The organism is Pseudofrankia coriaricola (genome assembly GCF_032027725.1).
In the GTDB taxonomy this organism is placed as follows: Bacteria; Actinomycetota; Actinomycetes; order Frankiales; family Frankiaceae; genus Pseudofrankia.
This window is the reverse complement of record NZ_JASNFO010000003.1, coordinates 49,305-70,166: the sequence shown is the minus strand read 5'-3', so window position 1 is coordinate 70,166 and position 20,862 is coordinate 49,305. Positions and strand designations below refer to the sequence as shown.

The 20,862-nt window shown below is 72.3% G+C and carries 13 protein-coding genes and 1 pseudogene; 7 read left to right on the top strand and 7 right to left on the bottom strand.

Features of this window, described 5'->3' with window-relative positions; genetic code table 11:
- Positions 1–31: 31 nt before the first annotated feature.
- Positions 32–727: an ABC transporter ATP-binding protein gene (locus QOZ89_RS04135; protein ID WP_071046197.1), complete on the top strand. Its 696-nt coding sequence runs from the start codon at positions 32–34 to the stop codon at positions 725–727.
- Between the two features lie 111 nt (positions 728–838).
- A complete protein-coding gene (locus tag QOZ89_RS48195; protein WP_312623001.1) occupies positions 839–1,102 on the top strand; it encodes a class II aldolase/adducin family protein in 264 nt (87 codons plus the stop codon).
- A 95-nt stretch (positions 1,103–1,197) separates the two neighbouring features.
- Here the strand turns inward: QOZ89_RS48195 and QOZ89_RS04125 are convergent, their stop codons facing one another.
- Positions 1,198–2,283 carry a LacI family DNA-binding transcriptional regulator gene (locus QOZ89_RS04125; protein WP_312623000.1) on the bottom strand — a complete coding sequence of 362 codons (1,086 nt, stop codon included), beginning with the start codon at positions 2,281–2,283 and terminating at the stop codon, positions 1,198–1,200.
- Positions 2,284–2,325: 42 nt separating this feature from the next.
- On the bottom strand, positions 2,326–3,402 hold the full coding sequence (gene mtnA, locus QOZ89_RS04120; RefSeq protein ID WP_312622999.1) for an S-methyl-5-thioribose-1-phosphate isomerase: 1,077 nt from the start codon (positions 3,400–3,402) through the stop codon (positions 2,326–2,328).
- A 447-nt stretch (positions 3,403–3,849) separates the two neighbouring features.
- Between mtnA and QOZ89_RS04115 the strand changes: the two are divergent.
- From QOZ89_RS04115 to QOZ89_RS04095, 5 genes and pseudogenes are all read left to right on the top strand, one after another.
- Positions 3,850–4,056 (top strand): annotated as a pseudogene (locus tag QOZ89_RS04115) (acireductone synthase); the annotation flags it as partial.
- Between the two features lie 268 nt (positions 4,057–4,324).
- Positions 4,325–4,984 carry a peroxiredoxin gene (locus QOZ89_RS04110; protein WP_071046140.1) on the top strand — a complete coding sequence of 220 codons (660 nt, stop codon included), beginning with the start codon at positions 4,325–4,327 and terminating at the stop codon, positions 4,982–4,984.
- Between the two features lie 607 nt (positions 4,985–5,591).
- Complete coding sequence (locus QOZ89_RS04105) at positions 5,592–7,112, top strand: NAD(P)/FAD-dependent oxidoreductase (RefSeq protein WP_312622998.1); 1,521 nt, start codon at positions 5,592–5,594, stop codon at positions 7,110–7,112.
- 507 nt (positions 7,113–7,619) lie between these two features.
- Positions 7,620–11,930 (top strand): ATP-dependent RNA helicase HrpA, encoded by a 4,311-nt coding sequence (gene hrpA, locus QOZ89_RS04100; RefSeq protein WP_312622997.1) that lies wholly within the window; start codon positions 7,620–7,622, stop codon positions 11,928–11,930.
- 297 nt (positions 11,931–12,227) lie between these two features.
- Positions 12,228–13,451 carry an ATP-binding protein gene (locus QOZ89_RS04095; RefSeq protein WP_071046137.1) on the top strand — a complete coding sequence of 408 codons (1,224 nt, stop codon included), beginning with the start codon at positions 12,228–12,230 and terminating at the stop codon, positions 13,449–13,451.
- An 84-nt stretch (positions 13,452–13,535) separates the two neighbouring features.
- On the opposite strand, the gene QOZ89_RS04090 is transcribed toward QOZ89_RS04095, so the two are convergent.
- From QOZ89_RS04090 to QOZ89_RS04070, 5 genes are all read right to left on the bottom strand, one after another.
- Entirely contained in the window at positions 13,536–14,282 is a 747-nt protein-coding gene (locus QOZ89_RS04090) for a DUF4386 domain-containing protein (RefSeq protein ID WP_071046136.1), read from the bottom strand.
- 1 nt (position 14,283) lies between these two features.
- Positions 14,284–14,574, bottom strand: coding sequence for a DUF8691 family protein (locus tag QOZ89_RS04085; protein ID WP_071046135.1), 291 nt, complete (start codon positions 14,572–14,574; stop codon positions 14,284–14,286).
- Between the two features lie 131 nt (positions 14,575–14,705).
- Positions 14,706–17,474, bottom strand: a complete 2,769-nt coding sequence (locus tag QOZ89_RS04080) for a winged helix-turn-helix domain-containing protein (protein WP_071046134.1) — start codon at positions 17,472–17,474, stop codon at positions 14,706–14,708.
- A 333-nt stretch (positions 17,475–17,807) separates the two neighbouring features.
- Complete coding sequence (locus QOZ89_RS04075; protein WP_312622996.1) at positions 17,808–19,424, bottom strand: succinic semialdehyde dehydrogenase; 1,617 nt, start codon at positions 19,422–19,424, stop codon at positions 17,808–17,810.
- A gap of 220 nt (positions 19,425–19,644) precedes the next feature.
- The gene (locus QOZ89_RS04070) at positions 19,645–20,850 is read right to left on the bottom strand and encodes a CaiB/BaiF CoA transferase family protein (protein ID WP_071046132.1); all 1,206 of its coding nucleotides are present in this window, start codon (positions 20,848–20,850) and stop codon (positions 19,645–19,647) included.
- Between the last annotated feature and the right edge of the window lie 12 nt (positions 20,851–20,862).

The window sequence follows — 20,862 nt, the reverse complement described above, 5'->3', positions numbered from 1 at the left end:
GCTGGCCGGGCGTGGCCGCCGGGCGCGGCCGATGCTCGTCAGGCCTCCGGTGCTCGCGGCACACGGGCTGTCGGCCGGCTACGGCGGGGCGCCCGTCGTCCGTGGGCTCGACATCCAGGTGCGCGCGGGCGAGGTCGTCGTCCTGCTCGGGCCGAACGGCGCGGGGAAGACGACGACGCTGCTCACGCTCGCCGGGGCGCTCGCGCCGCACGCGGGCGAGGTGCACTGGGCGGGCAGCCCGACGACGGCGCCGCTGCACCGGCGCGCCCGCTCCGGGCTGAGCCTCGTCCCCGAGGACCGCTCTGTGATCATGAGTCTGACCGTGCGCGAGAACCTGCGCGTCGGTCGCTGCGACCCCGCGCTGGCGCTCGCGACGTTCCCCGAACTGGAGCAGCACCTCGACCGCAAGGCCGGCCTGCTCTCCGGCGGTCAGCAGCAGATGGTGACCCTCGCCAGGGCGTTGGCTCGCCGACCGACCGCGCTGCTCGCCGACGAGCTCTCGCTGGGGCTCGCCCCCCAGATCGTCACCCGGCTGCTGACCGCGGTGCGCGCCGCCGCCGACGAGGGCCTGGCCGTGCTGCTCGTCGAGCAGCACGTCCGCAGCGCCCTGACGATCGCTGACCAGGTCCACGTCCTGCGCCACGGCCGGCTCGCCTGGTCGGGCACGGCGGCCGAGGCCGAGGCCAACCGCGACGCCGTCGCCAGCGCCTACCTGCCGCTGGCCTGACCAGACCAGATCATGGCTGCCTGACCCGCCGACGGCGCCAGCGAGAATGCCGTACGGCGTTGCCTTGTCGGACACCAGGACCGCCTCGGACGGTTGTGCCAGTGTCGAGGCGTGACCGATGGGGGAACGACGCCGCGCGGGACGGCGGGGCATGAGGAACGCCTCGCCGCCGAGGCGGCGGCGCTGGTCGCCGAGGCGGCGCGGTTCGCCGGGCTCGGCTGGATGCGCGCGACCTCCGGGAACCTGTCCGTCGTGCTCGGCCGGGAACCGCTGCGGCTCGCCGTCACCGGCTCCGGTGGCGACAAGGGCGAGCTGACCGTGCGGGACATCGTCGAGGCCGTCGACTGGCTCTGCGCCCTGGTCTCGAGGGTCTGACCCTTCGGTCACCTGACCCTCCGGTCGCCTGCCGTGCCGAGACTCGCGGCTGGTCACCGGGCTTCCGGGTCGGATGACGCGGAGGCGTGGCCGTGCTAGGTGGTCAACGTGGTGATTCCGACCTCGGCGGGCGGCAGTGTGCGTTGTTCCGCGTGGGTGTCGCCGGAGGCGACCATCCGCAGGGCGCTCGCCGCGATGCCGGGCCCCGGCCGGCGCACGGCCGCGTACGCGGGCCGTGCGCAGCCCGGTGGCGCCGGGTCGTCGTCGAACCCGACGATCGCCACGTCGTCGCCGAGGCGCAGCCCACGCTCGCGGCACACCTCGACGACCGCCGTGGCCAGCCCGTCGTGGGCGGCGAAGATCGCGTCCGGTGCGCCGGCGGACTCGAACGCGGCACCGAGCGCCGCGGCGGCGTCCGGCACTCCGAGCCGGGAACGTACCAGCCTGCGCGGCTGACCGAGTGCGGCCTGGTGGCTGAGGTAGGCCTCGGTCCGTTCCCGTACGCACGGCAGGTCGTCCGGGCCCGCGACCAGCGTGATGCGCCGCCGGCCGAGCCCGGTCAGGTGCGTGAGCGCGGCCCGCGACGCGCGCGGGTTGTCGACGTCGACCGCCGCGACGTCCGGTGAGCAGACCCCGAGCGTGACAGTGCGGCGCAGTACCTGGCGCGGCAGCGCCGCGAGTGCCCCACGGCTGGGGTTGATGACGATGAGGCCGGCGAGCGCGCGGTCGGCGGCGAGGTCCCGCAACCCGGCGCCGTCCCCATGCTCCAGCCTGTGCAGGAAGACACCGAGGCCCGCCGTGCCGGCCTCCTGCGCGGCGGCGTAGGCGACGGTGCCGAAGAACCGGTCCTCCTCCGGGCACCAGGGATGCGAGATCGCCACGATGGCGACCCGGTCGCCCCGCCCACCGGCGAGCGCGCGAGCGGCCAGGCTCGGCACGAAGCCGAGCTCGTCGGCCGCGGCGAGCACCCGGCTCCTGGTCGCCGGGATGACGTGGGTGCTGCCGTTGAGGACACGGGAGACGGTCGCGCGCGACACCCCCGCGAGCGCGGCGACGTCCTCGATGGTGTGGCGTCGTACCGAACCGTCGGCTCGCGGCGTGCCGTCACCGGCCGACTGGTCAGCGACCCGGCCGACGGCGGATCCGGACCGCCCGTCGACCGCCCGTTCGGTATGCCTCATGACCACCAGTGTCGGACGATCGCGCGGACTGGTCCAGCACGGTCAGTGCCGGTGGACCGGGCCGTGCTCGGTGACGAGGGCGCTGACCAGGGTCGCGGGGGTGACGTCGAAAGCCGGGTTGTGGGCGCGGGCGCCGGGCGGGGCGACGCGGCGGGCGGCCCAGGCCAGCACCTCGTCGTCGCCGCGCTGTTCGATCGGGATGCCGGCGCCGCTGGGCAGGTCCTCGTCCACGGTCGACGCCGAGGCGGCGACGACGAACGGGATGCCGGCGTGCGCGCAGGCCAGCGCCACGCCGAGGGTGCCGACCTTGTTCGCGACATCGCCGTTCACCGCGATGCGGTCGGCGCCGACGATGGCCACGTCGACGAGGCCGCCGACGATCGTGCCGGCCGCCGCGCCGTCCACCTGCACCCGGTAGTCGATGCCGGCCTGGGCCAGCTCCCAGGCGGTGAGCCGGCTGCCCTGCAGCAACGGCCGGGTCTCGTCGACGTAGACCAGCTCGACCCGGCCGCGGGCGTGCAGCTCGCGGATGATCCCGAGGGCGGTGCCCCAGGCGGCGGTGGCCAGCGCGCCGGTGTTGCAGTGGGTGAGAACGCGCAGCGGACGGTCGCCAAGGCGGCCGATGATCCAGTCGGCGCCGTGGCGGCCGATCGCCCGGTTCACCCGCTCGTCGGCCTCGGCGAGCGCACGCCCGACCGCGACGACGGCGTCCAGGCCGTCGTCGACGACGGCATAGGCGGCGTCGACGCCCTGCGCGAGCGCGAGCGCCGTCGGCTTGGCTGCGTGCAGCCGGCCGACGGCGGCGGTGAACGTGGAGCCGTCCCAGCCTTCACGCGCCGCCTGCACGATCGCGAGGGCGACGCCGTAGGCACCGGCGATCCCGAGCGCGGGCGCGCCGCGGACGGCGAGCCGGCGGATGGCGGCCACCAGGTCGTCGACCCGGTGGATATCGACGTCCGCGCGACGGTCCGGCAACAGGGTCTGATCCAGCAGGCGGACGGATGCGCCCGTCCAGGCGACCGGGCGCGGGCTCGCCTCCCGCGCCGCCGCGGCGGCCGCCTCCGGCGGTGTCGTCGGCTGCCGCGCCGGCCGCGGCCGCGGCGCGGATGGCCGCGGCAAGGGCTGGACAGACCGCGACGATGGGGATGGCGCGTGCGACAGTGCGGAGAGGTCGGGAGACGGCGGTGGCCAACGGTGCGGTGGCCGGGGGGCTGGCCGCGGCGGAGGCCAGCTGGAGCCGGCCAGCGGTGCGGACCCGCTCGGGTCTGGGTCTGGCGGCTCCGACATGCCGGCACTATGCGGATCGTGCCCGGCCCCGGTCAAGCGGGTAGTGCCGATGCCACGGCGTTGTCACCGGGACGTCACGATGGTGCCCGCTCCTTGACTCGGGTTTTCCGTCGGTCGGACGATCAGCGGGTCCCGTCTGGGGGACGGTGGCTCGGATCGAGGAGGCACGATTGACCGCTCTGACGACCTGGCCGGCGGACGACCCGACGACGGTGGCCCTGGCGACCACCAACGCGGCGCTGATCGGTTCCTTCCTCGGCGGGCGCGAAGAGCGACCCCGCCTCCTACGCGCGGATAGCCGCCACACTCGGAGTCGAGCCGGCCCGCCTCCTCTTCCTCACCGACCGCCCCAGCGAGCTGGACGCGGCCGGCGCCGCGGGCTGGACCACGATCGGCGTCGCCCGTCCCGGGGAGCCGTACGCGCACGCGCTCGGCGCCTATCCGCATGTCGACTCGTTTGCCGCCGTGGAGCTCACCGTGGCCTGAGAGCGGGCGGCACTGACCAAGGAGTTGCCGGCCGCTCGAACCGCGCGCCGAGGTCAATACGGCCGGGAACGCCGCGGCGCGGTTCGAGGTGGTAGCGGCGCCGTAGGAGAGGGCGCGGTAGCCGTTCTGGGTGGCCCGCTCTCGGCCGCGGGCAGTCGCTGTGTCAGGAGGCCGCTCAGGGATCGGCGCGTCCGTAGAGTCGCCACTGACCCCGACAGACCCGGACGCCGTGCGCGCCGGACCTCCTTGTAGATAGACGGAGACAACGATGACTCTGACGATTGGTGACACCGCGCCCGACTTCGTGGCCGCGACCACGGAGGGCCCGATCTCCTTCCACGACTGGATCGGCGACTCCTGGGCCGTGCTCTTCTCGCACCCCAAGAACTTCACGCCCATCTGCACGACCGAGCTCGGCTACGTCGCCTCGATCAAGCCCGAGTTCGACCGCCGCGGCGTGAAGATCATCGGCCTGTCGGTCGACCCGGTCGAGCTGCACGAGGGCTGGGCCAAGGACATCGAGGAGACGCAGGGCACCGCGCCCAACTACCCGCTGATCGGGGACGCCGACTTCACGATCTCGAAGGCTTACGGCATGTTGGGCGCGGACGTCAGCGGCGACCCATCCGACCGCACGGCCGCGGACAACCAGACCGTGCGCAACGTGTTCGTCGTCGGGCCGGACAAGAAGATCAAGCTCATCCTGGTGTACCCGATGACGACCGGCCGCAACTTCGACGAGGTCCTGCGGGTGATCGATTCGCTGCAGCTCACGGCGAAGCACAAGGTGGCCACGCCGGTGAACTGGAAGCAGGGCGAGGACGTCGTGATCGCCGGCTCGGTCAACAACGACCAGGCCAAGGAGCTCTTCGGCAGCTGGGAGGCGCCGAAGCCCTACCTGCGCATCGTCCCGCAGCCGGGCGCCTGACCGGCGGCACCCGGTCGCGCTCGGCGTCCGGCGTGGGGGGGGCGGGGGGCCGCCGGGCGGGGGGGGGGCCGCCCGGGGGGGGCGTCCGGCGTCGGTCGAGGTGGCCCGCGGGGGCGCGGGGCCGCCCGACGCGGGAGCCGCGGCGCCACCCGGTGGCGCCGCGGGCGCGGCCATGCCGTCGAGAGGCAGCCCGGCCGGGCGGCTTTGACCTGGCCGTTCCCATTGCCTTCCGGCCCTCGTCCCGCGCGGGCGATGGCCAGGGGCGGCCCGGCGGCCGAAGGCGTCGGCGAAGCCTGGCCGACGTGTGCGCCGCGGAATAGACGTTGTCTGGTTCTGCTTGGAAAGAGAGTAATTGCGGCGGTTTCTCCGGCGACTGGCGGCCACCGGTGGGTGGCGGGTCGGCGAGGTGATCGGGACCGTTCGGAGGTCGTGATACGGCCGACATTCCCCCGGGTGTGATTTCTGCTACAGGGTCGCCTGGCGTATGCGAGCGGCCCGCGGGTTGAAGCTCACTCCGGTGCGGCTGCCACTCTTCGGCGTTCTTGTGAGATGGTCTTGTGGAACGGAGGAAACCGCGCTCGCCCGAGTGGATGAGTGGAGAGGAATTGTGACCGCGAACACTGTTACCACCAGTGGTACCGATGTCGGCGCGACCGAGGGTGGTGTCTACCGGCACCGCGTCCTGGTCATTGGCTCCGGGTTCGGTGGACTGTTCGCCGCCCAGGCGCTTCGCAGCGCGTGGGCTGACGTCACGATAGTCGCGAAGACATCCCACCACCTCTTCCAGCCGCTGCTCTACCAGGTCGCGACCGGGATCCTCTCGGAGGGGGAGATCGCCCCGTCGACCCGTGAGGTGCTGCGCCGTCAGCGCAACGCCCGGGTCGTGCTCGGTGAGGTCACCAACATCGACCTCGAGGCGAGGACCGTCACGTCGGAACTGGTCGGCCGCACGGCCGTGCACCACTACGACAGCCTGATTGTCGCCGCCGGCGCCGGGCAGTCGTATTTCGGTAACGACCAGTTCGCCGAGCACGCGCCCGGGATGAAGAGCATCGACGACGCCCTCGAGCTGCGCGGCCGCATTCTCGGCATGTTCGAGCTGGCGGAGGCGTCCACCGACGAGGCGGATATTGAGCGGCTGCTCACCTTCGTCGTTGTCGGCGCCGGCCCGACCGGTGTGGAGATGGCCGGCCAGATCGCCGAGCTCGCGCACCGGACCCTCCGTAAGGATTTCCGCCACATCGACCCGCGCAAGGCACGGATTGTGCTTCTCGATGCGGCTCCCGTCGTGCTTCCCGCCTTCGGTGACAAGCTCGGCGGTTACGCCGCCGAGCGGCTGGAGAAGCTGGGCGTCGAGGTTCAGCTCGGCGCGATGGTGACCGACGTCGACGGGACTGGTATCGAGGTCAAGGAGGCCGACGGCACCAGGCGGCGCATCGAGTCGGTCTGCAAGGTGTGGGCGGCCGGAGTGCAGGCGAGCCCGCTGGGCAGGCAGCTCGCCGAGCAGAGCGGCGCGGGACTTGACCGCGCCGGCCGGGTCGAGGTCGAACCGGACCTGACCCTGCCCGGCCACCCGGAGGTGTATGTCATCGGCGACATGATGTCGCTGAACCGGCTGCCGGGAGTGGCCCAGGTCGCCATCCAGGGCGGCCGGCACGCGGCGCGGGACATCCGGGCCCGGATCGAGGGCCGGCAGTCCGGCAAGCTGTTCAAGTACCACGACAAGGGCAGCATGGCGACGATCTCGCGGTTCAGCGCCGTTGCCAGCATCGGCAGGCTGAAGCTCACCGGCTTCCTGGCATGGCTGATGTGGCTGGCTGTGCACCTCGTCTACATCATCGGCTTCAAGCACCGCGTGACGACGCTGCTGCACTGGGCCGTCAGCTTCGTCGGCCGGGGCCGCTCGGAGCGGACCGTGACACATCAGCAGATCTTTGCCAGGACGGCGATCAGCCGCCTCGGGGACGACTTCTCGCCGTCGCTGCCACCGGACCCCGACGCCCGGCCGTCCTGGCGGGGGAACGGCGCGGCGCCTCTCGTGCCCAGCCCGGTCGCCAGGCCGGCGACGGTTACCGAGGCGACGGCCGCTGAGAAGAGGCTGGAGCCTGCCGCCTCCGGCGTTGCCTGACCGGCGTCGCGTGACCGGCGTGGCCGGGCGCTGGGGCGCCCGGCCGTCGGGCGCCGAGCGCGCCTCCCAGTCCGCGGGGGCTCGATATTGGCTTGCGGCGGCGGCGCGGCGGGAATATCCATGGTGGACGCATGCGTCTGACATGCGGGGCGGGGGCGCCGCATGATGCGTCGCGAGTCGCCCGCCGTGACCGCCTTGGCGTAGCCGGGCTGTGAGACCCTCGATTGCCGCTGTAAACCCTGCTCAGGAAACATGGACTCCGCTCGCGCCGTGACGTTGCCGCACGCCCAGCAGCCGGTCGAATCGCTGACCGGCAGTGCCGTCGACCCCGCCGCCGCCCAGACGGACCGGCCGGCCGCTTCGGTGGCTTCGGCCACGGGCGGCCGTGGAGGGCCGGAGCGGGCTGGTCGTCCGGGCCGGAGGCGCCGGCCGGGAGCGTCGGGTCGCTCGGGCGGTGACGCGGCCGGTGGCGGCCGTGGCGATGGTGGGGCGTCGGGACGCGGGCCGGTGGGGAAGCAGCGCGACGGCGGCCGGCCCGTTGACCTCGGGCCGGCCGAGCGGGCGGAGCTCGCGGGGCTGTCGGCGCGGCTGCCGGCGCTGATGCCGCGCGACGGGCACCGGCTGGCGCGGCGCCTCGACGCCGTCCGCCACGATCTGGACGCCGAGGCGCGGGCCCGCGCGGTCGGTGAGATCACCGGCGAGGTCGAGACGGCGGAGATTCGCGTCGCATTGCGCCGCGACGCCGTGCCGGCGCTGAAGTACCCGGACGAACTGCCGGTCAGCCAGCGCAGGGGCGAGATCCTCGCGGCGATCCGCGACAACCAGGTCGTCATCGTGGCCGGCGAGACCGGCTCGGGCAAGACGACGCAGATCCCGAAGATCTGCCTTGAGCTCGGCCGCGGTGTCACCGGGATGATCGGGCACACCCAGCCGCGGCGGCTGGCCGCCCGCACCGTCGCCGACCGGATCGCCGAGGAGACGGGCGCCCAGGGGCCGGGTACAGAGCGCCTGGGCGGGATCATCGGTTACCAGGTGCGGTTCACCGAAAAGGTCGGCGAGGACACGCTGGTCAAGCTGATGACCGACGGCATCCTGCTCGCCGAGCTGACCACGGACCGACTGCTGCGCCAGTACGACACGCTCATCATCGACGAGGCGCACGAGCGCAGCCTCAACATCGACTTCATCCTCGGCTACCTGCACCGGATCCTGCCGCGCCGGCCGGACCTGAAGGTCGTCATCACCTCGGCGACGATCGAGACGGAGCGGTTCTCCCGGCACTTCGGCGACGCGCCGATCATCGAGGTGTCCGGCCGGACCTATCCGGTCGAGGTCCGCTACCGGCCCGTCATCGACCCGGACGACCCGGACGCCGATCCCGACCGGGACGTAGTCACCGCGATCTGCGACGCCGTCGACGAACTGTCGGACGAAGGGCCCGGCGACATCCTCGTCTTCCTCTCCGGGGAGCGGGAGATCCGTGACACCGCGGACGCGCTGGGCCGCCGGCCGAGCAGGGAGCTACTGCCCCGGGAGATCCTGCCGCTGTACGCGCGGCTGTCCGCCGCCGAGCAGCACCGGGTGTTCCAGTCGCATCAGGGCCGGCGGATCGTGCTCGCGACGAATGTCGCCGAGACGTCGTTGACCGTCCCGGGAATCAAGTACGTCATCGACGCCGGCACGGCCCGGATCTCCCGGTACAGCCACCGGCTGAAGGTGCAGCGGCTGCCGATCGAGCCGGTGTCGCGGGCGTCGGCGAACCAGCGGGCCGGACGCTGCGGACGGACGTCCGCCGGCATCTGCGTCCGCCTCTACTCGGAGGAGGACTTCGAGACCCGGCCGGAATACACCGACCCGGAGATCCTGCGCACCAACCTCGCGTCGGTGATTCTGTCGATGTCGTCGCTGGGGCTTGGCGAGGTCGCGGACTTCCCGTTCCTCGACCCGCCCGACCCTCGCCAGGTCACCGACGGCATGGCGCTGCTCCATGAACTTGGCGCGTTCGAGTCGCCGCGACGGCTGCCCACTCCGGCGAAACCGGCCGCCGACGCCGAGACCGGCGCGCCCGACGCCGGCGACGCCGGCCGTGGGGCCGCCTCAGGTGGCGGACCGGACGGCGGACCGGGTGGCGGGGACGAGGCGCGCGGCGGTGGTGAGCGCACGCCGAGGCTGACGCCGCTCGGACGCCGGCTCGCCCGGCTGCCGATCGACCCGCGGCTGGCCCGCATGATCGTCGCGGCGGAGGAGCAGGGCGCGCTCGCCGAGGTGCTCATCATCGCCGCGGCCCTGGCCGTCGGGGACGTGCGCGAGCGCCCGCCCGACGCCCAGCAGGCGGCGGCGGAGAAACACGCCCGGTTCACCGAGCCGACGTCGGACTTCCTCGGCTACCTGAACCTGTGGAACTACCTGCGGGAGAAAGCCGCGGAACTGTCGTCCAACCAGTTCCGCAAGCTGTGCCGTACCGAGTTCCTGCACTACCTGCGGGTACGGGAATGGCAGGACGTCCACGGCCAGCTGCGCCAGTCGGCCCGCTCACTGGGCCTGTCGACGAACGCCACCCCGGCGAGCCCCCAGCAGGTGCACGCCGCGCTGCTCACCGGCCTGCTGTCGCACGTCGGCCTGTTCGACCCGGAGAAGCGGGACTACTTGGGCGCGCGCGGCGCCCGGTTCGCCGTCTTCCCCGGCTCGGCGCTCTTCAAGAAGCCGCCGCGCTGGGTGGTCGCCGCCGAGCTGGTCGAGACGTCGCGGCTGTGGGGCCGGGTCGCGGCCAAGATCGAGCCTGAGTGGGTCGAGCCGCTCGCGGGGCACCTGGTCCGCCGTTCCCACAGCGAGCCGCGCTGGTCGCGCCGGGCCGCCGCCGTCGTCGCCACCGAGAAGGTGACGTTGTACGGCGTGCCGATCGTGGCCGCGCGGACGGTCAACTACGGCGCGATCGATCCCGTTCTCTGCCGGGAGCTGTTCATCCGGCACGCCCTCGTCGAGGGCGACTGGGAGACGCGGCACGCGTTCTTCACCGAGAACCGGCGGCTGCTCGCGGACGCCGAGGAGCTCGAGCACCGCGCCCGCCGTCGCGACATCGTCGTCGACGACCAGACGATCTTCGACTTCTACGACGCGCGCATACCCGCGGACGTCGTCTCGGGCCGCCATTTCGACGCCTGGTGGAAGAAGACCCGTCCGCGTACGCCCGACCTGCTCGTCCTGGACCCGGAGATGCTCGTCAACCCGGGCGCGACGGGCGTGAGCGCCGCGGACTTCCCGGATTTCTGGCCCGGCCGGCCCGGGGACGAGCACCGGATCGCGCTGACCTACCAGTTCGAGCCCGGCTCGGCCGCCGACGGCGTGACGGCGCACATCCCACTCGCGATCCTCAACCAGATCGAGCCGGATGGTTTCGACTGGCAGGTGCCCGGGCTGCGCGAGGACCTCGTCACCGAGCTGATCCGCTCGTTGCCGAAGGCGCTGCGGCGCAGCTTCGTCCCCGCGCCCAACTACGCGCGCGCGGTGCTGGGCCGCGTCGGCCCGGCCGACGGCCCGCTGCTCGCCGTCGTCGAACGCGAGCTGAACCGGATCGGCGGCGGCACGACCGTCTCCCGTGCGGACTGGGACCTGAGCCGGCTGCCGCCGCACCTGAGGATCACGTTCCGCGTCTACGACGGCCAGAAACAGCGTGACGGGCGCGACGGGCGTGATGGGCACGCCGAGCGGCCGTCCGGGGCGCTCGCGGAGGGCAAGGACCTCGACGAGCTCAAGCGCCAGCTGGCGCCGAAGCTGACGGCGGCGGTGTCGGCCGCCGGCGGAAGCCTGGAACGGAACGGCCTGACCGGCTGGGGCGACCTGGGCACGATCCCGCGCACCGTCGAGCGCAGGTCCGGGCGTCACGTGGTCCGCGGCTACCCCACGCTGGTGGCCGAGCCTTCCGGGGGTGCCGCGCTGCGAGTGCTGGCGACCGAGGCCGAGCAGAGCCGGGCCCATCCCGTCGGTACCAGGGCCCTGCTTCTCGCGTCGGTGGCGTCACCGGTGCGGTATATCAACACCCAGCTCTCGAACGCGTCGAAGCTGGCCCTGCGCCATCATCCGCACGCGAGCGTCGGCGAGCTGCTCGACGACGCGGTCGCCGCAGCCGCCGACGCGCTGATCGCCGAGGCGGGCGGCCCGGTGTGGGACGAGGCCGGGTTCGAACGGCTACGAGACGCGGTCCGCGCCGACCTGCCCGAGCGCTCCCTTGACGTCGTCCGGTCCGTCGAACGGGTTCTCATCCTCGCCCACGATGTGAAGACGAGGACGGAGGCGCTGGCGGGCGGTTCGCCAGCGGGCGGTTCGTCAATGGGTCGCCCAGCGGGCCGCCCCGTCCAGGTCAAGGACCTGCGGTCGCTGTCCTCGGCGTTCGCCGCCGCCCAGGGCGGCATCGGTACGCGGACCGCCGTCAAGCTCACCCCGGCGCTCACCGCGAGCCTCGACGACCTGCGCCGCCAGCTCGCCGCGCTCGTCTACCCGTGCTTCGTCACGGCCACCGGCGCCGACCGTCTCGACGACCTGGCGCGCTACCTGACCGGCGCCCTGCGCCGCCTGGACCGTCTCCCCGCCGACGCGGCCATCGAGCAGCCCAAGCTGGCCAAAATCGCCCGTGTCCACACCGCCTACGACGAACTCGTGGCGGACTACCTCACGCCGGGCACTCCGCCAGGCCCCGACCTGCTGAACATCCGCTGGATGATCGAGGAACTCCGCGTCAGCCTCTTCGCCCAGACGCTGCGCACCCCCTACCCCGTCTCCGAAGAGCGCCTCTACCGCGCCATGGACGACCTCGCCCCCTGACTCACACCTGCTGATGTCAGCCCGCCACGCCGGCAGACCGACCGCGTCCCCTGCGGCAAACTGACCGTGATCATGACGGCAGATTGACCGTGTAGGATGCGGCAGACTGACCGTGATCATGACGGCAGATTGACCGTGTCAGGTCTGGTGGCCGGCCATGCCAATGCCGACGGCCACCTGTCGATCAGGTGATGATCGCTGCGGGGGCTTCCGGTGCGGTGGGCCTCTTGGCGAGGGGAGCGCGCAGTGGTGCCAGGGCAGCGGAGTCTTGACCTCTTTCCGAGACATGCGACGGCGATGGTGTCGGAGGCACTCGCTGACACGCGTGTGGTCGTCATCAACGGGGCGCGGCAGGTCGGTAAGAGCACGCTTGCCGAGATCGTGGTCGACGCCCGAGACGACACGCGGACCTACTACCTGGATGACGACCTGGCAAGGACCGCCGCCGCCGCCGACCCAGCCAGCTTCGTCGACTTCGCGGGCCTGCTGGTCATCGACGAGATCCAGCGGGCGCCGGACCTCCTGCTGGCGATCAAGCACAAGGTCGACCGGGACCCACGTCCCGGCCGTTTCCTGCTCACCGGTTCGGCGCGGCTGTGGGGACTGAAGGGGATCCCGGACATTCTTCCCGGCCGGTCGGAGACCGTGGCGCTCTGGCCACTGGCCCAGGGCGAGATCGACGGCGGCTTCGATGGATTCGTCGATGCCGTGTTCGAGTCGGACGAGCCGGTTCTGGCGCGCGGCACGCTGGGCCGCACCGACTACATAGCGTTGGCGCTGCGAGGCGGGTTTCCCGAGGCCGTGCATCGCGTGGACACCCGCCGGCGGGCGAGGTTCTTCGACTCCTACATCTCTGATCTCATCGAGCGCGACATCCGGCAGATATCCGAGATCGAACGCACGGAGGAGCTGCGCCAGCTTGTCAAGGCCCTGGCGGCGACCGCTGGCGGACTCCTGGTCCCAGCCCGGCTGAGCAGTGACCTATCCCTGCCCGCGACCACGGTGCGGCGGCATCTGGCGGCGCTGGAGCTGGCCTGTGTGATCGAGCGGATACCGGCCTGGTCCAACAACCTGACGACGCGAGCTGTCGGAACGCCGAAGGTCATATTCGTGGACTCCGGCCTGGCGGGGCACCTGATGTCCATGTCGTTGCGGCGCGCGTCGTACCCGACAGCCAACGTAGGGCCGCTGATCGAGAACTTCGTGCTCGGCGAGCTGGCGCGGCAGCTGACCTGGGCGCAGGCGCGGGTCTCGCTGTTCCACTATCGCGACCGTGACCGCAACGAGGTCGACGCCGTGTTGGAACGAGGCTCCGGGGAGGTCGTCGGTGTCGAGGTTAAGGCGGCGGCGACGGTGCGCGCCGAGGACTTCCGCGGGCTGCGCCGACTGCAGGAGCAGATCGGTGACCGTTTCCAGGCCGGCTACGTGCTGTACGCCGGCCCCGAGGTCTTCCATTTTGGCCCTCGCCTGCGGGCGGCGCCGATCTCGTCTCTCTGGACGACGCCGGCACCGGAGGCCTGAGGGCGACCGGTCTCACCGCCGACGCACCACTCGGGCGCGCGGCGCAGTGTCAGATACTGCGGCGCGCGCCCGTGGGCAGGCTGGCTACGCCACAGCGGGGACGGCGGCCGAGAGGATGGGCGAGGGCCTGAAGCCTCTGACAATCATCCAGACGCCGACCGCGAGCTCCCACGCCGCCACGGGGACGGTCGCGAGGCCCGACCAGACCGAGTCGACCGCGGTCAGGCCGAACAGGGTCGCGAGGTGGGCGGCGAGGAGCAACGGAGCTCCGATGAGCCCGATCGTCGGGATGGCGCGCGGCACGAGCCTGGACTGGTAGAGGAGCGAGCCGAGCAGCAGGGCGTTCAGGCTCGGGACGATGCCGGGGCCGAGCAGGAACGTCCAGTCCCGCACCGCGACGAGGGATCGGTCGGCGGTCACGAGGGTGGCTGTGTCGGCATTCGCGGTGCCGGCCAGGTCCTGCCGCAGGGTGACGACGGCCAGGAGGCAGACGACGCCGATCATGATGATGGCGGCCTCGAGCACCCGAGTGGTCACGAACCCCAGCGACAGGGTCTCGTTCTGTCGCCTGACCACGGGGAACAACGCGACGGCCGTGCCGACGCAGGCGGCGGCGCTGATCATGTCCAGGAGACAGCCCAGGATCACGCGGGTGTCCTCGCCGGCGCCGATGATGTAGTCCGGGTTGTCCAGCACCGGCTGAATCAGGAACAACGCGGGGATCGAGGCGATGAAGGTGATGAGGTAGAAGGCGCCCGCGACGAACGCGGTTTTCCTCGCCCGGCTCATCGGGACGCGCGCCGTGGGACGGTCCTGGACGGTGGTCGTCATGTCATTCTCCAGCATGCGGATCATCGGGGATCGGTGGCGGAGGCGTCGGCGGAGCCAAGCCGACCTGGGTGACGCAGAGCAGCGGCAGTCCGGCGTCGCGCACCTTGCGCAGCAGGCCGTGCAGCGCGGCCTGGTCCACGGCCGGGCCGCGCAGCACGGTGGTGCCGTCGCTCATCGCCGTCAGCGTCAGGTCGCCGAACCAGGCGGCCCAACGGGGGCTGAGATGTCCGTCGACGCGGATCTCGTACCGGTGGGGGCCGTGGCCCGGCCGGTCGGGTGGTGGGTCGCTCATGGTGCTCCTCCTGCCCTGCCCGCCCGGTGGGTCCGCCGGTGTGCGGACCTTCGGGATGACGGCAAGGGCAAGGTAGGAAGCGATGTGGTGAGCGGACATCACCACAAGTGGTGAGCGGCCTGGTGATCCGCCTACGGCAGGCCGAGCTCTCCGGCCCGGCGTACCGCCTCGCGCCGGCTGCTGACGCCGAGCTTGGCGTAGATGTTCTTTGTGTGCGTCCGCAGCGTGTTCAGGGATACGAACAGCTGGCGCGCGATGGCCGGCCCGTCGAGGTCGGTCCCGAGCATCCGGAGCACGTCCCGCTCGCGCTCGCTCAGCGGTTCGAGGAGGCCCTGCACGCGGTGTGTGGCCTGATTGGCGGAGGTATTCCCGCGGTCGCCGACGGAGCTGGTTCCGTCGGCGCGCTCGCGGGCGGCCAGGAGGCGACGAACGTACGTCGATGAAGCCCGCGACGGTGCGATGGCCCTCAGCAGAGTGGTCATGGATGGTCCCTCGTCGGTGAACACGCGCACGTAGCCCGCTGGTTCGGCGAGGGAAAGCGCGTGTCCCAGCGTCTCGAGCGCGGCGGGGGTGTTGCCGCGTGCATGGTGGGCGAGTGCCTGAAGGACCAGGATCTCGATGGCGCTTCCGCCTCTCCCGCCCTCTTGGGCCGCCGTCAGCAGGCGTTCCAGGAGCCGGGTCGCCCCGTCAAGGGAAACCTCTGAACGGTCGGCCGCATACTGCGCCAGCAGCACCCTGGCCAGCGTGATGTGCTCGTACTCGCGCAGGTAGGACAGGTCGTCGTCGGCGGAAAGGTGCTGATCGCGCGTCCAGCTGAGAGCCTCGCCCACCTGGCCGTGGGCGGCGAGCATGCGCGCATGCAAGGCCGGGATGGGCCGCACGTTCGGGGAGAGGTCGCCCGTGTACACACGCTGTGCCTCGTCGAGCAGCTGGAGCGCGCCGCCCAGGTCTCCGCGGGCCTCCCGGATCCGGGCCATCGCGACTCGCCACCGGTAGGCGTTCTGCGGCAGCCCGGCGTGCTCTCCAATCTCGCGGCTGCGCGAAAGGTGCGCGGCGGCCGTGTCCAGGTCGTCGCGCTCGTGGGCGATCTGGCTCATCCCCACGTACATGTCCGCCGTTCCTCGCGGCTCTGGGCCGGCATCGGCGGCGGCGAGCCGCAGTGCCTCCTGGTAGGTGCGCAGCGCCTCGTCGAGGCGACCCTGCGCGATTCGGATGTCCGCCAACGTGATCGAACAGCCGAGCACGTCGGAGACGTGTCCGACCCGCCGCAACCCCTGGATGGACGCGGAGTAGGCCGCGTGCGCGGCGCCCAGGTCGCCGCCGCCCCAGAACGTGAGTCCCGAGAGAGCCGACGCCGCGGACCGGGTCAGATGGTCGTCGTCGGCCGACCGCTCGATCGCCGACTGGGCGTGCCTGACGGTGGCGACCGCGTCGCCCCGCGCCAGTTCCAGCGCCGCACGGTACAGCTGGATCGTCCCCGGAAGGCGGGCAAGCTCCTGCTCGTCGAGGACGACCATCCCTGCTGCCGGGGCTGGCGCAGGGGCTCCGCTGAGGTCGGTGGTGGGTTCCTCCAGCCATTGCTCGGCGTCCCGGAGTCGTTCTTCGACGCCTTCGAACTCACCTGTCATCATTAGCGCCCCGGCGAAACCGGCGGCGAGCACCGGCCTGACGCGAACCACCGCGTCGGGGACGGCGTCGATCCAGCCACGAATCGCGCCCTCCTGCCTGTTCCGGCGGAGAGCGGGAATGGCCAGCTCGATCAGACCCGCCGCGTGTTCGACGTCGCCGGCGGCCAGGGAGTGGCGGACCGCCGGCAACGGCTCCCCGTTCTGGTCGTACCACCGGCTCGCGCGCAGATGCAGGTCAGGAAGGTCGTCGCGTCGTTCATCCCTTAGATGGGTCCGCAGGACGTCCGCGAAGAGGTGGTGGTAGCGATACCACTGCCGGTTGTCGTCGAGCGGGATCACGAAAAGGTTGGCGCGCTCCAGCGACTCGAGCATGGCTCTGCCGTCGTTCCGCGCGGTGACGGCGTCGCACAGTGGCCCGGTCAGCCGGTCCAGCACGGAGGTTTGGAGCAGGAATTCCCGGATATGGTCCGGCTGGCGCCGCAGGACCTCCTCGACGAGGTAGTCGACGATGTACCGGTTGTCGCCCGTGAAACCAGCGATGAAGCCGGCGACGTCGGCTCGTCCCCGCAGCGAGAGCGCGGCCAGCTGGAGTGCGGCAGCCCATCCCTCGGTGCGACCCTCCAGGGCCGCGAGGTCCTTCTTGGCGAGATTCAGCCCGCTGGCCTCGTTGAAGTAGGCCGCGACCTCGTCCAGGGTGAAGCGCAGGTTGGCGGCGCGTATCTCGACCAGCTCGCCGCGTGCGCGTAACCGGGCCAGGGGCAGTGCGGGGTCGGCCCGGGTGCTGATCAGCAGGTGCACCTGGGGTGGGAGGTGCTCCAGCAGGAACGTCATGCCGGCCTGGATGCCGGGCCCGTCGACCAGGTGGTAGTCGTCCAGGACGACGTGAATGTCGTCCGGCACGGCGCTCAGCTCGTTGATCACGGTGGACAGGACCGCCTCGACCGGCGGCTGGGCCGTCTGCATGAGCGGGAGCACGCCGGCGCCGAGGCCCGGTACGGCCCTCTGCAGGGCGGTGAGCACGTAGGTCCAGAACGGGGTGGGCTGGCCGTCGCTCTCGTCGAGGGACAGCCACGCCACAGGCCGCCGGTCCGCCGCCGCGTCCGCCAGCCACTGGGCCAGCAGCGTCGTCTTTCCGAAGCCGGCGGGGGCGGACAGGAGCGTCAGCCTCGTCTGGGCCCCACGGTTCAGGCGCTCGCTCAGCCGGTGGCGGACCACGGTGCCGCGCCGGGGCCTGGGGATGAAGAGCTTGGTCTCGACCAGCGGGCCCGCCATGGCAGCGCTCTCCTCGTGGGGCACGCGGTGGGGACGTGCGCGACAGCGGGGCACGCGGCCGTACCCCACCGCATTCTCGTCCCGTGTGCTCCCGCGAGGGCGCGCGGTGGCCACTTTCACGATCGGCGGGACGAAGGCGGTCGACCGAGGGGCCGTCCCTGTCGAGGCAGGAAGTAGCGCCGAGCCACATACCGCGACAGCGGCTGGTCGAGGCGGCGGGTTCCATCCGTGGCGCCCGGCTCGTCACGGTCCCGGTGGGCCACCGGGTGCACAGCCGTGGCCCGGAGCAGTTCCTGGCCGAGGTCGTGCCCTTCCTGACTCAGCGCCCTCGTCTCAGCGGATGCGGAGGCGCTTGAGAACGGTGAGGGAGTGGGTGAGGACCGTGGCGTAGCGGTCGGGGCCGAGGAAACGGGGCGGGTCGAAACCGAGGAGATGCTGGCTCGCGACGGTCTGAGGCTCGGTGAGCTTGAGCAGGCCCTCGTCGCCGTGGCGCCGGCCGAGACCGGAGGCCTTCATGCCGCCCATGGGCGCCCCCTGCGACCCGTAGGCCGACGCGTAGCCCTCGTTGATGTTGACCGTGCCGGCGTCGATGCGCGCCGCGACCGCGCGGGCGCGGCCGGCGTCGCGGCTCCACACGCTGGCGTTCAGGCCGTACTCGGTGTCGTTGGCCGCGGCGACCGCGGCGTCGTCACCGTCCACCGGGTAGATCGCCACGACCGGCCCGAACGTCTCGTCGCGGTAGAGGGCCATGTCGGGGGTGACGTCGGTGAGCACCGTCGGTTCGTGGAACAGCGGACCCAGGTCGGGGCGCGGCTTGCCGCCGGCGAGCACCGTCGCTCCCCTGGAGACCGCGTCGTCGATGTGCGCGCGGACGGCGTCGAGCTGGCGCTGGTAGGTGAGCGAGCCCATGTCGGTCGTGTAGTCGAGGGTGGCGCCGAGCCGGAGCCGGTTGACCTCACCCGCGAACGCTCGCACGAACGCGTCGTGGACCGAACGGTCGACGTAGATCCGTTCGATGGAGACGCACAGCTGCCCCGCGTTGTTGAAGCAGGCCCGGACGGCCCCTCTGGCCGCCTTGTCGACGTCGGCGTCGGCGAGCACGACCATCGGGTTCTTCCCGCCGAGCTCGAGGGAGCACCCGATCAGCCGCTGGCCGGCGCGCGCGGCGATCGTCCGGCCGGCGGTGGTCGAACCGGTGAACGCGATGAAGTTCGCGCCGTCGACCAGCGGGTCGCCGATGGCGTCCCGGCCGCCCAGCACCACCTGCCACAGCTCGGACGGCAGGCCGGCCTCGATCGCCAGCTCGCGCAGCCAGAGCGCGGACAGCGCCGTCTGCGTGTCCGGCTTCTGCACGACCGCGTTGCCCGCGACCAGGGCCGGCAGGACGTCGTCGGACAGCGCCAGCGGGTAGTTCCACGGGGTGATCACGCAGACGACGCCCTTCGGGCGGCGTGACTCTACGGCCCGCGTCAGCACAGGGAAGGCGCCGGATCGGCGGTGCGGCGCGAGCAGCCCGGGGGCCCGGCGGCTGAAGTGCTGGGCACAGGCGGCGACCTCGAGTACCTCCTCGAACGCGTGCCCACGCGCCTTGCCGGTCTCCCACTGCAGGATGTCGAGCACCTCGTCCCGCCGGCTCAGGACCAGATCGTGCAGCTGGGCGAGGACGGCGGACCGGTCGCGGACAGGCGTGGCGGCCCATGCGGCCTGCGCCGCCCGCGCCGCGGCGTAGGCGGCCTGGACGTCGTCGGCGGTCGACCGCGGCAACGAGACCAGTGGTTCGCCGGTGAACGGCGCGGTGACCGTCGTTGGCTCGCCGGTGGCGGTCACGCCTGAGACCAGCCGCGCCAGCAGCGCCGCGTCGAGCCGGCGCCCCGGCCCGGTGGCCGCGCCGGGGGCGGCGGGCGTGGGCGTCGCGGTGGGGGAGGCGCCTACGGGCGTCGTCGCGGTCATCGCGTTCCTCCTGGCACGGACTGCGGGCGGCCGAGGGTTGGCCCGGCCGGCCGGGCCTTCGACCGGTAAACCCAGCTTTGTCCTGGCCACGCCGGCCGTCGCTCTACCGAACGGTAGCCACGCTACGCCGCCGCCGTCGCCCGGATGCCCGATCAGCGGGCTTGCGCGCCGGTCCGCACCCAGTAACCAGCAGAGGCGGCCGGCGCCTGGCGGCGGCCGGTCAGTCGGCCAGGCGGACGACACCGTCCGTCGCGAGGCGGGCCACCTCGTCGTGCCCATAGCCGAGCTCGGCCAGCACCTCGCCCGAGTGCTCGCCGATTCCCGGCGCCGGGCGGCGGATGGCGGGCTGGGCGTCGTCGAACTGGACGGGGGCGGCGGCCAGGCGTAGGCCGGGAACCGTCGGATGCGGCATCAGGTAGCCGTTGGCGGCGACCGCCGGGTCGGCCACGGCCTCGGGCGGGTCGGCGAAGACGGAGAAGATGCAGCCCTCGGCGCGCAGCCGGTCGGAGAGCTCGGCGCGGGCGAAACCGGCGACCGCGGCACGGAACCGTTCCCGCAGCGCCGGCCAGGCCGGGCGGCGGGCGGCGTCGTCGGGGTAGTCGTCGATCAGCTCCGGCAGGCCGACCGCCCGACATGCCTGCGCCCAGTAGCGGTCGTCGTCCAGCATGATCAGCTGGAGGTAGCGGCCGTCGCGGGTCCGGTAGGCGAATGTCAGCGGGCTGCGCGGGCGGTCCTTGCCGGAGTCCATCATCCGGCCGGTGACCGACGCGTAGGCCAGGTCGGGTCCGAGCGCCCAGGCGGCGGCGCCGAGCAGCGAGGTGTCGACGACGACACCCTGCCCGGTCCGCAGGGTGTGCACGAGCGCCGCGCAGATGCCGCCGGCGAGGAACATCCCCGACGGGATGTCGCCGAGCGCGGGCCGCTGGTCGATGGGCTCCTGCGCGCCGTCCGGGGTCAGCGTGTGGGCCACCGCGCCGCGGGCCCAGTAGGAGACGCCGTCGAAACCCCCCGACTCGGCGTCCGGTCCCGCCTGGCCGTAGCCGTGGCCCTTCGCGAAGACCAGCCGCGGGTTGACGGCGAACAGGTCGGCGGGCTCGGTGCGCAGCTTGCGGCGTACCCGGGGCAGCTGGTTGGTGATGTAGACGTCGGCCCACTGGACCAGCCGTTCGAGCACCTCGCGGCCGGCCGGCACCGTCACGTCCAACGCGATGCTGCGCTTGTTGCGGTTGACCAGGTCGTACATGTACTCGACGCCGTCCGCGGACGGCACCAGCTGGTTCGGATGCACCAGCCGCATCGGGTCGCCGGTCGGCCGTTCGATCTTGATGACGTCGGCGCCGAAGTCCGCGAGCGCGGCGGCGGCCGACGGCACGAACCCGTGCTCGGAGAAGTCCAGCACCTTGATGCCCGCCAGCGGGAACGTCACCAGCCCACCTTC

Bases quoted from the DNA above. Each gene is read 5' to 3' on its own strand.
- QOZ89_RS04135 (WP_071046197.1), top strand. From the start codon at position 32: ATGCTCGTCAGGCCTCCGGTGCTCGCGGCACACGGGCTGTCGGCCGGC.
- QOZ89_RS04125 (WP_312623000.1), bottom strand. From the start codon at position 2,283: ATGAGGCATACCGAACGGGCGGTCGACGGGCGGTCCGGATCCGCCGTC.
- QOZ89_RS04110 (WP_071046140.1), top strand. From the start codon at position 4,325: ATGACTCTGACGATTGGTGACACCGCGCCCGACTTCGTGGCCGCGACC.
- QOZ89_RS04095 (WP_071046137.1), top strand. From the start codon at position 12,228: ATGGTGTCGGAGGCACTCGCTGACACGCGTGTGGTCGTCATCAACGGG.
- QOZ89_RS04090 (WP_071046136.1), bottom strand. From the start codon at position 14,282: ATGACGACCACCGTCCAGGACCGTCCCACGGCGCGCGTCCCGATGAGC.
- QOZ89_RS04085 (WP_071046135.1), bottom strand. From the start codon at position 14,574: ATGAGCGACCCACCACCCGACCGGCCGGGCCACGGCCCCCACCGGTAC.
- QOZ89_RS04080 (WP_071046134.1), bottom strand. From the start codon at position 17,474: ATGGCGGGCCCGCTGGTCGAGACCAAGCTCTTCATCCCCAGGCCCCGG.
- QOZ89_RS04075 (WP_312622996.1), bottom strand. From the start codon at position 19,424: ATGACCGCGACGACGCCCGTAGGCGCCTCCCCCACCGCGACGCCCACG.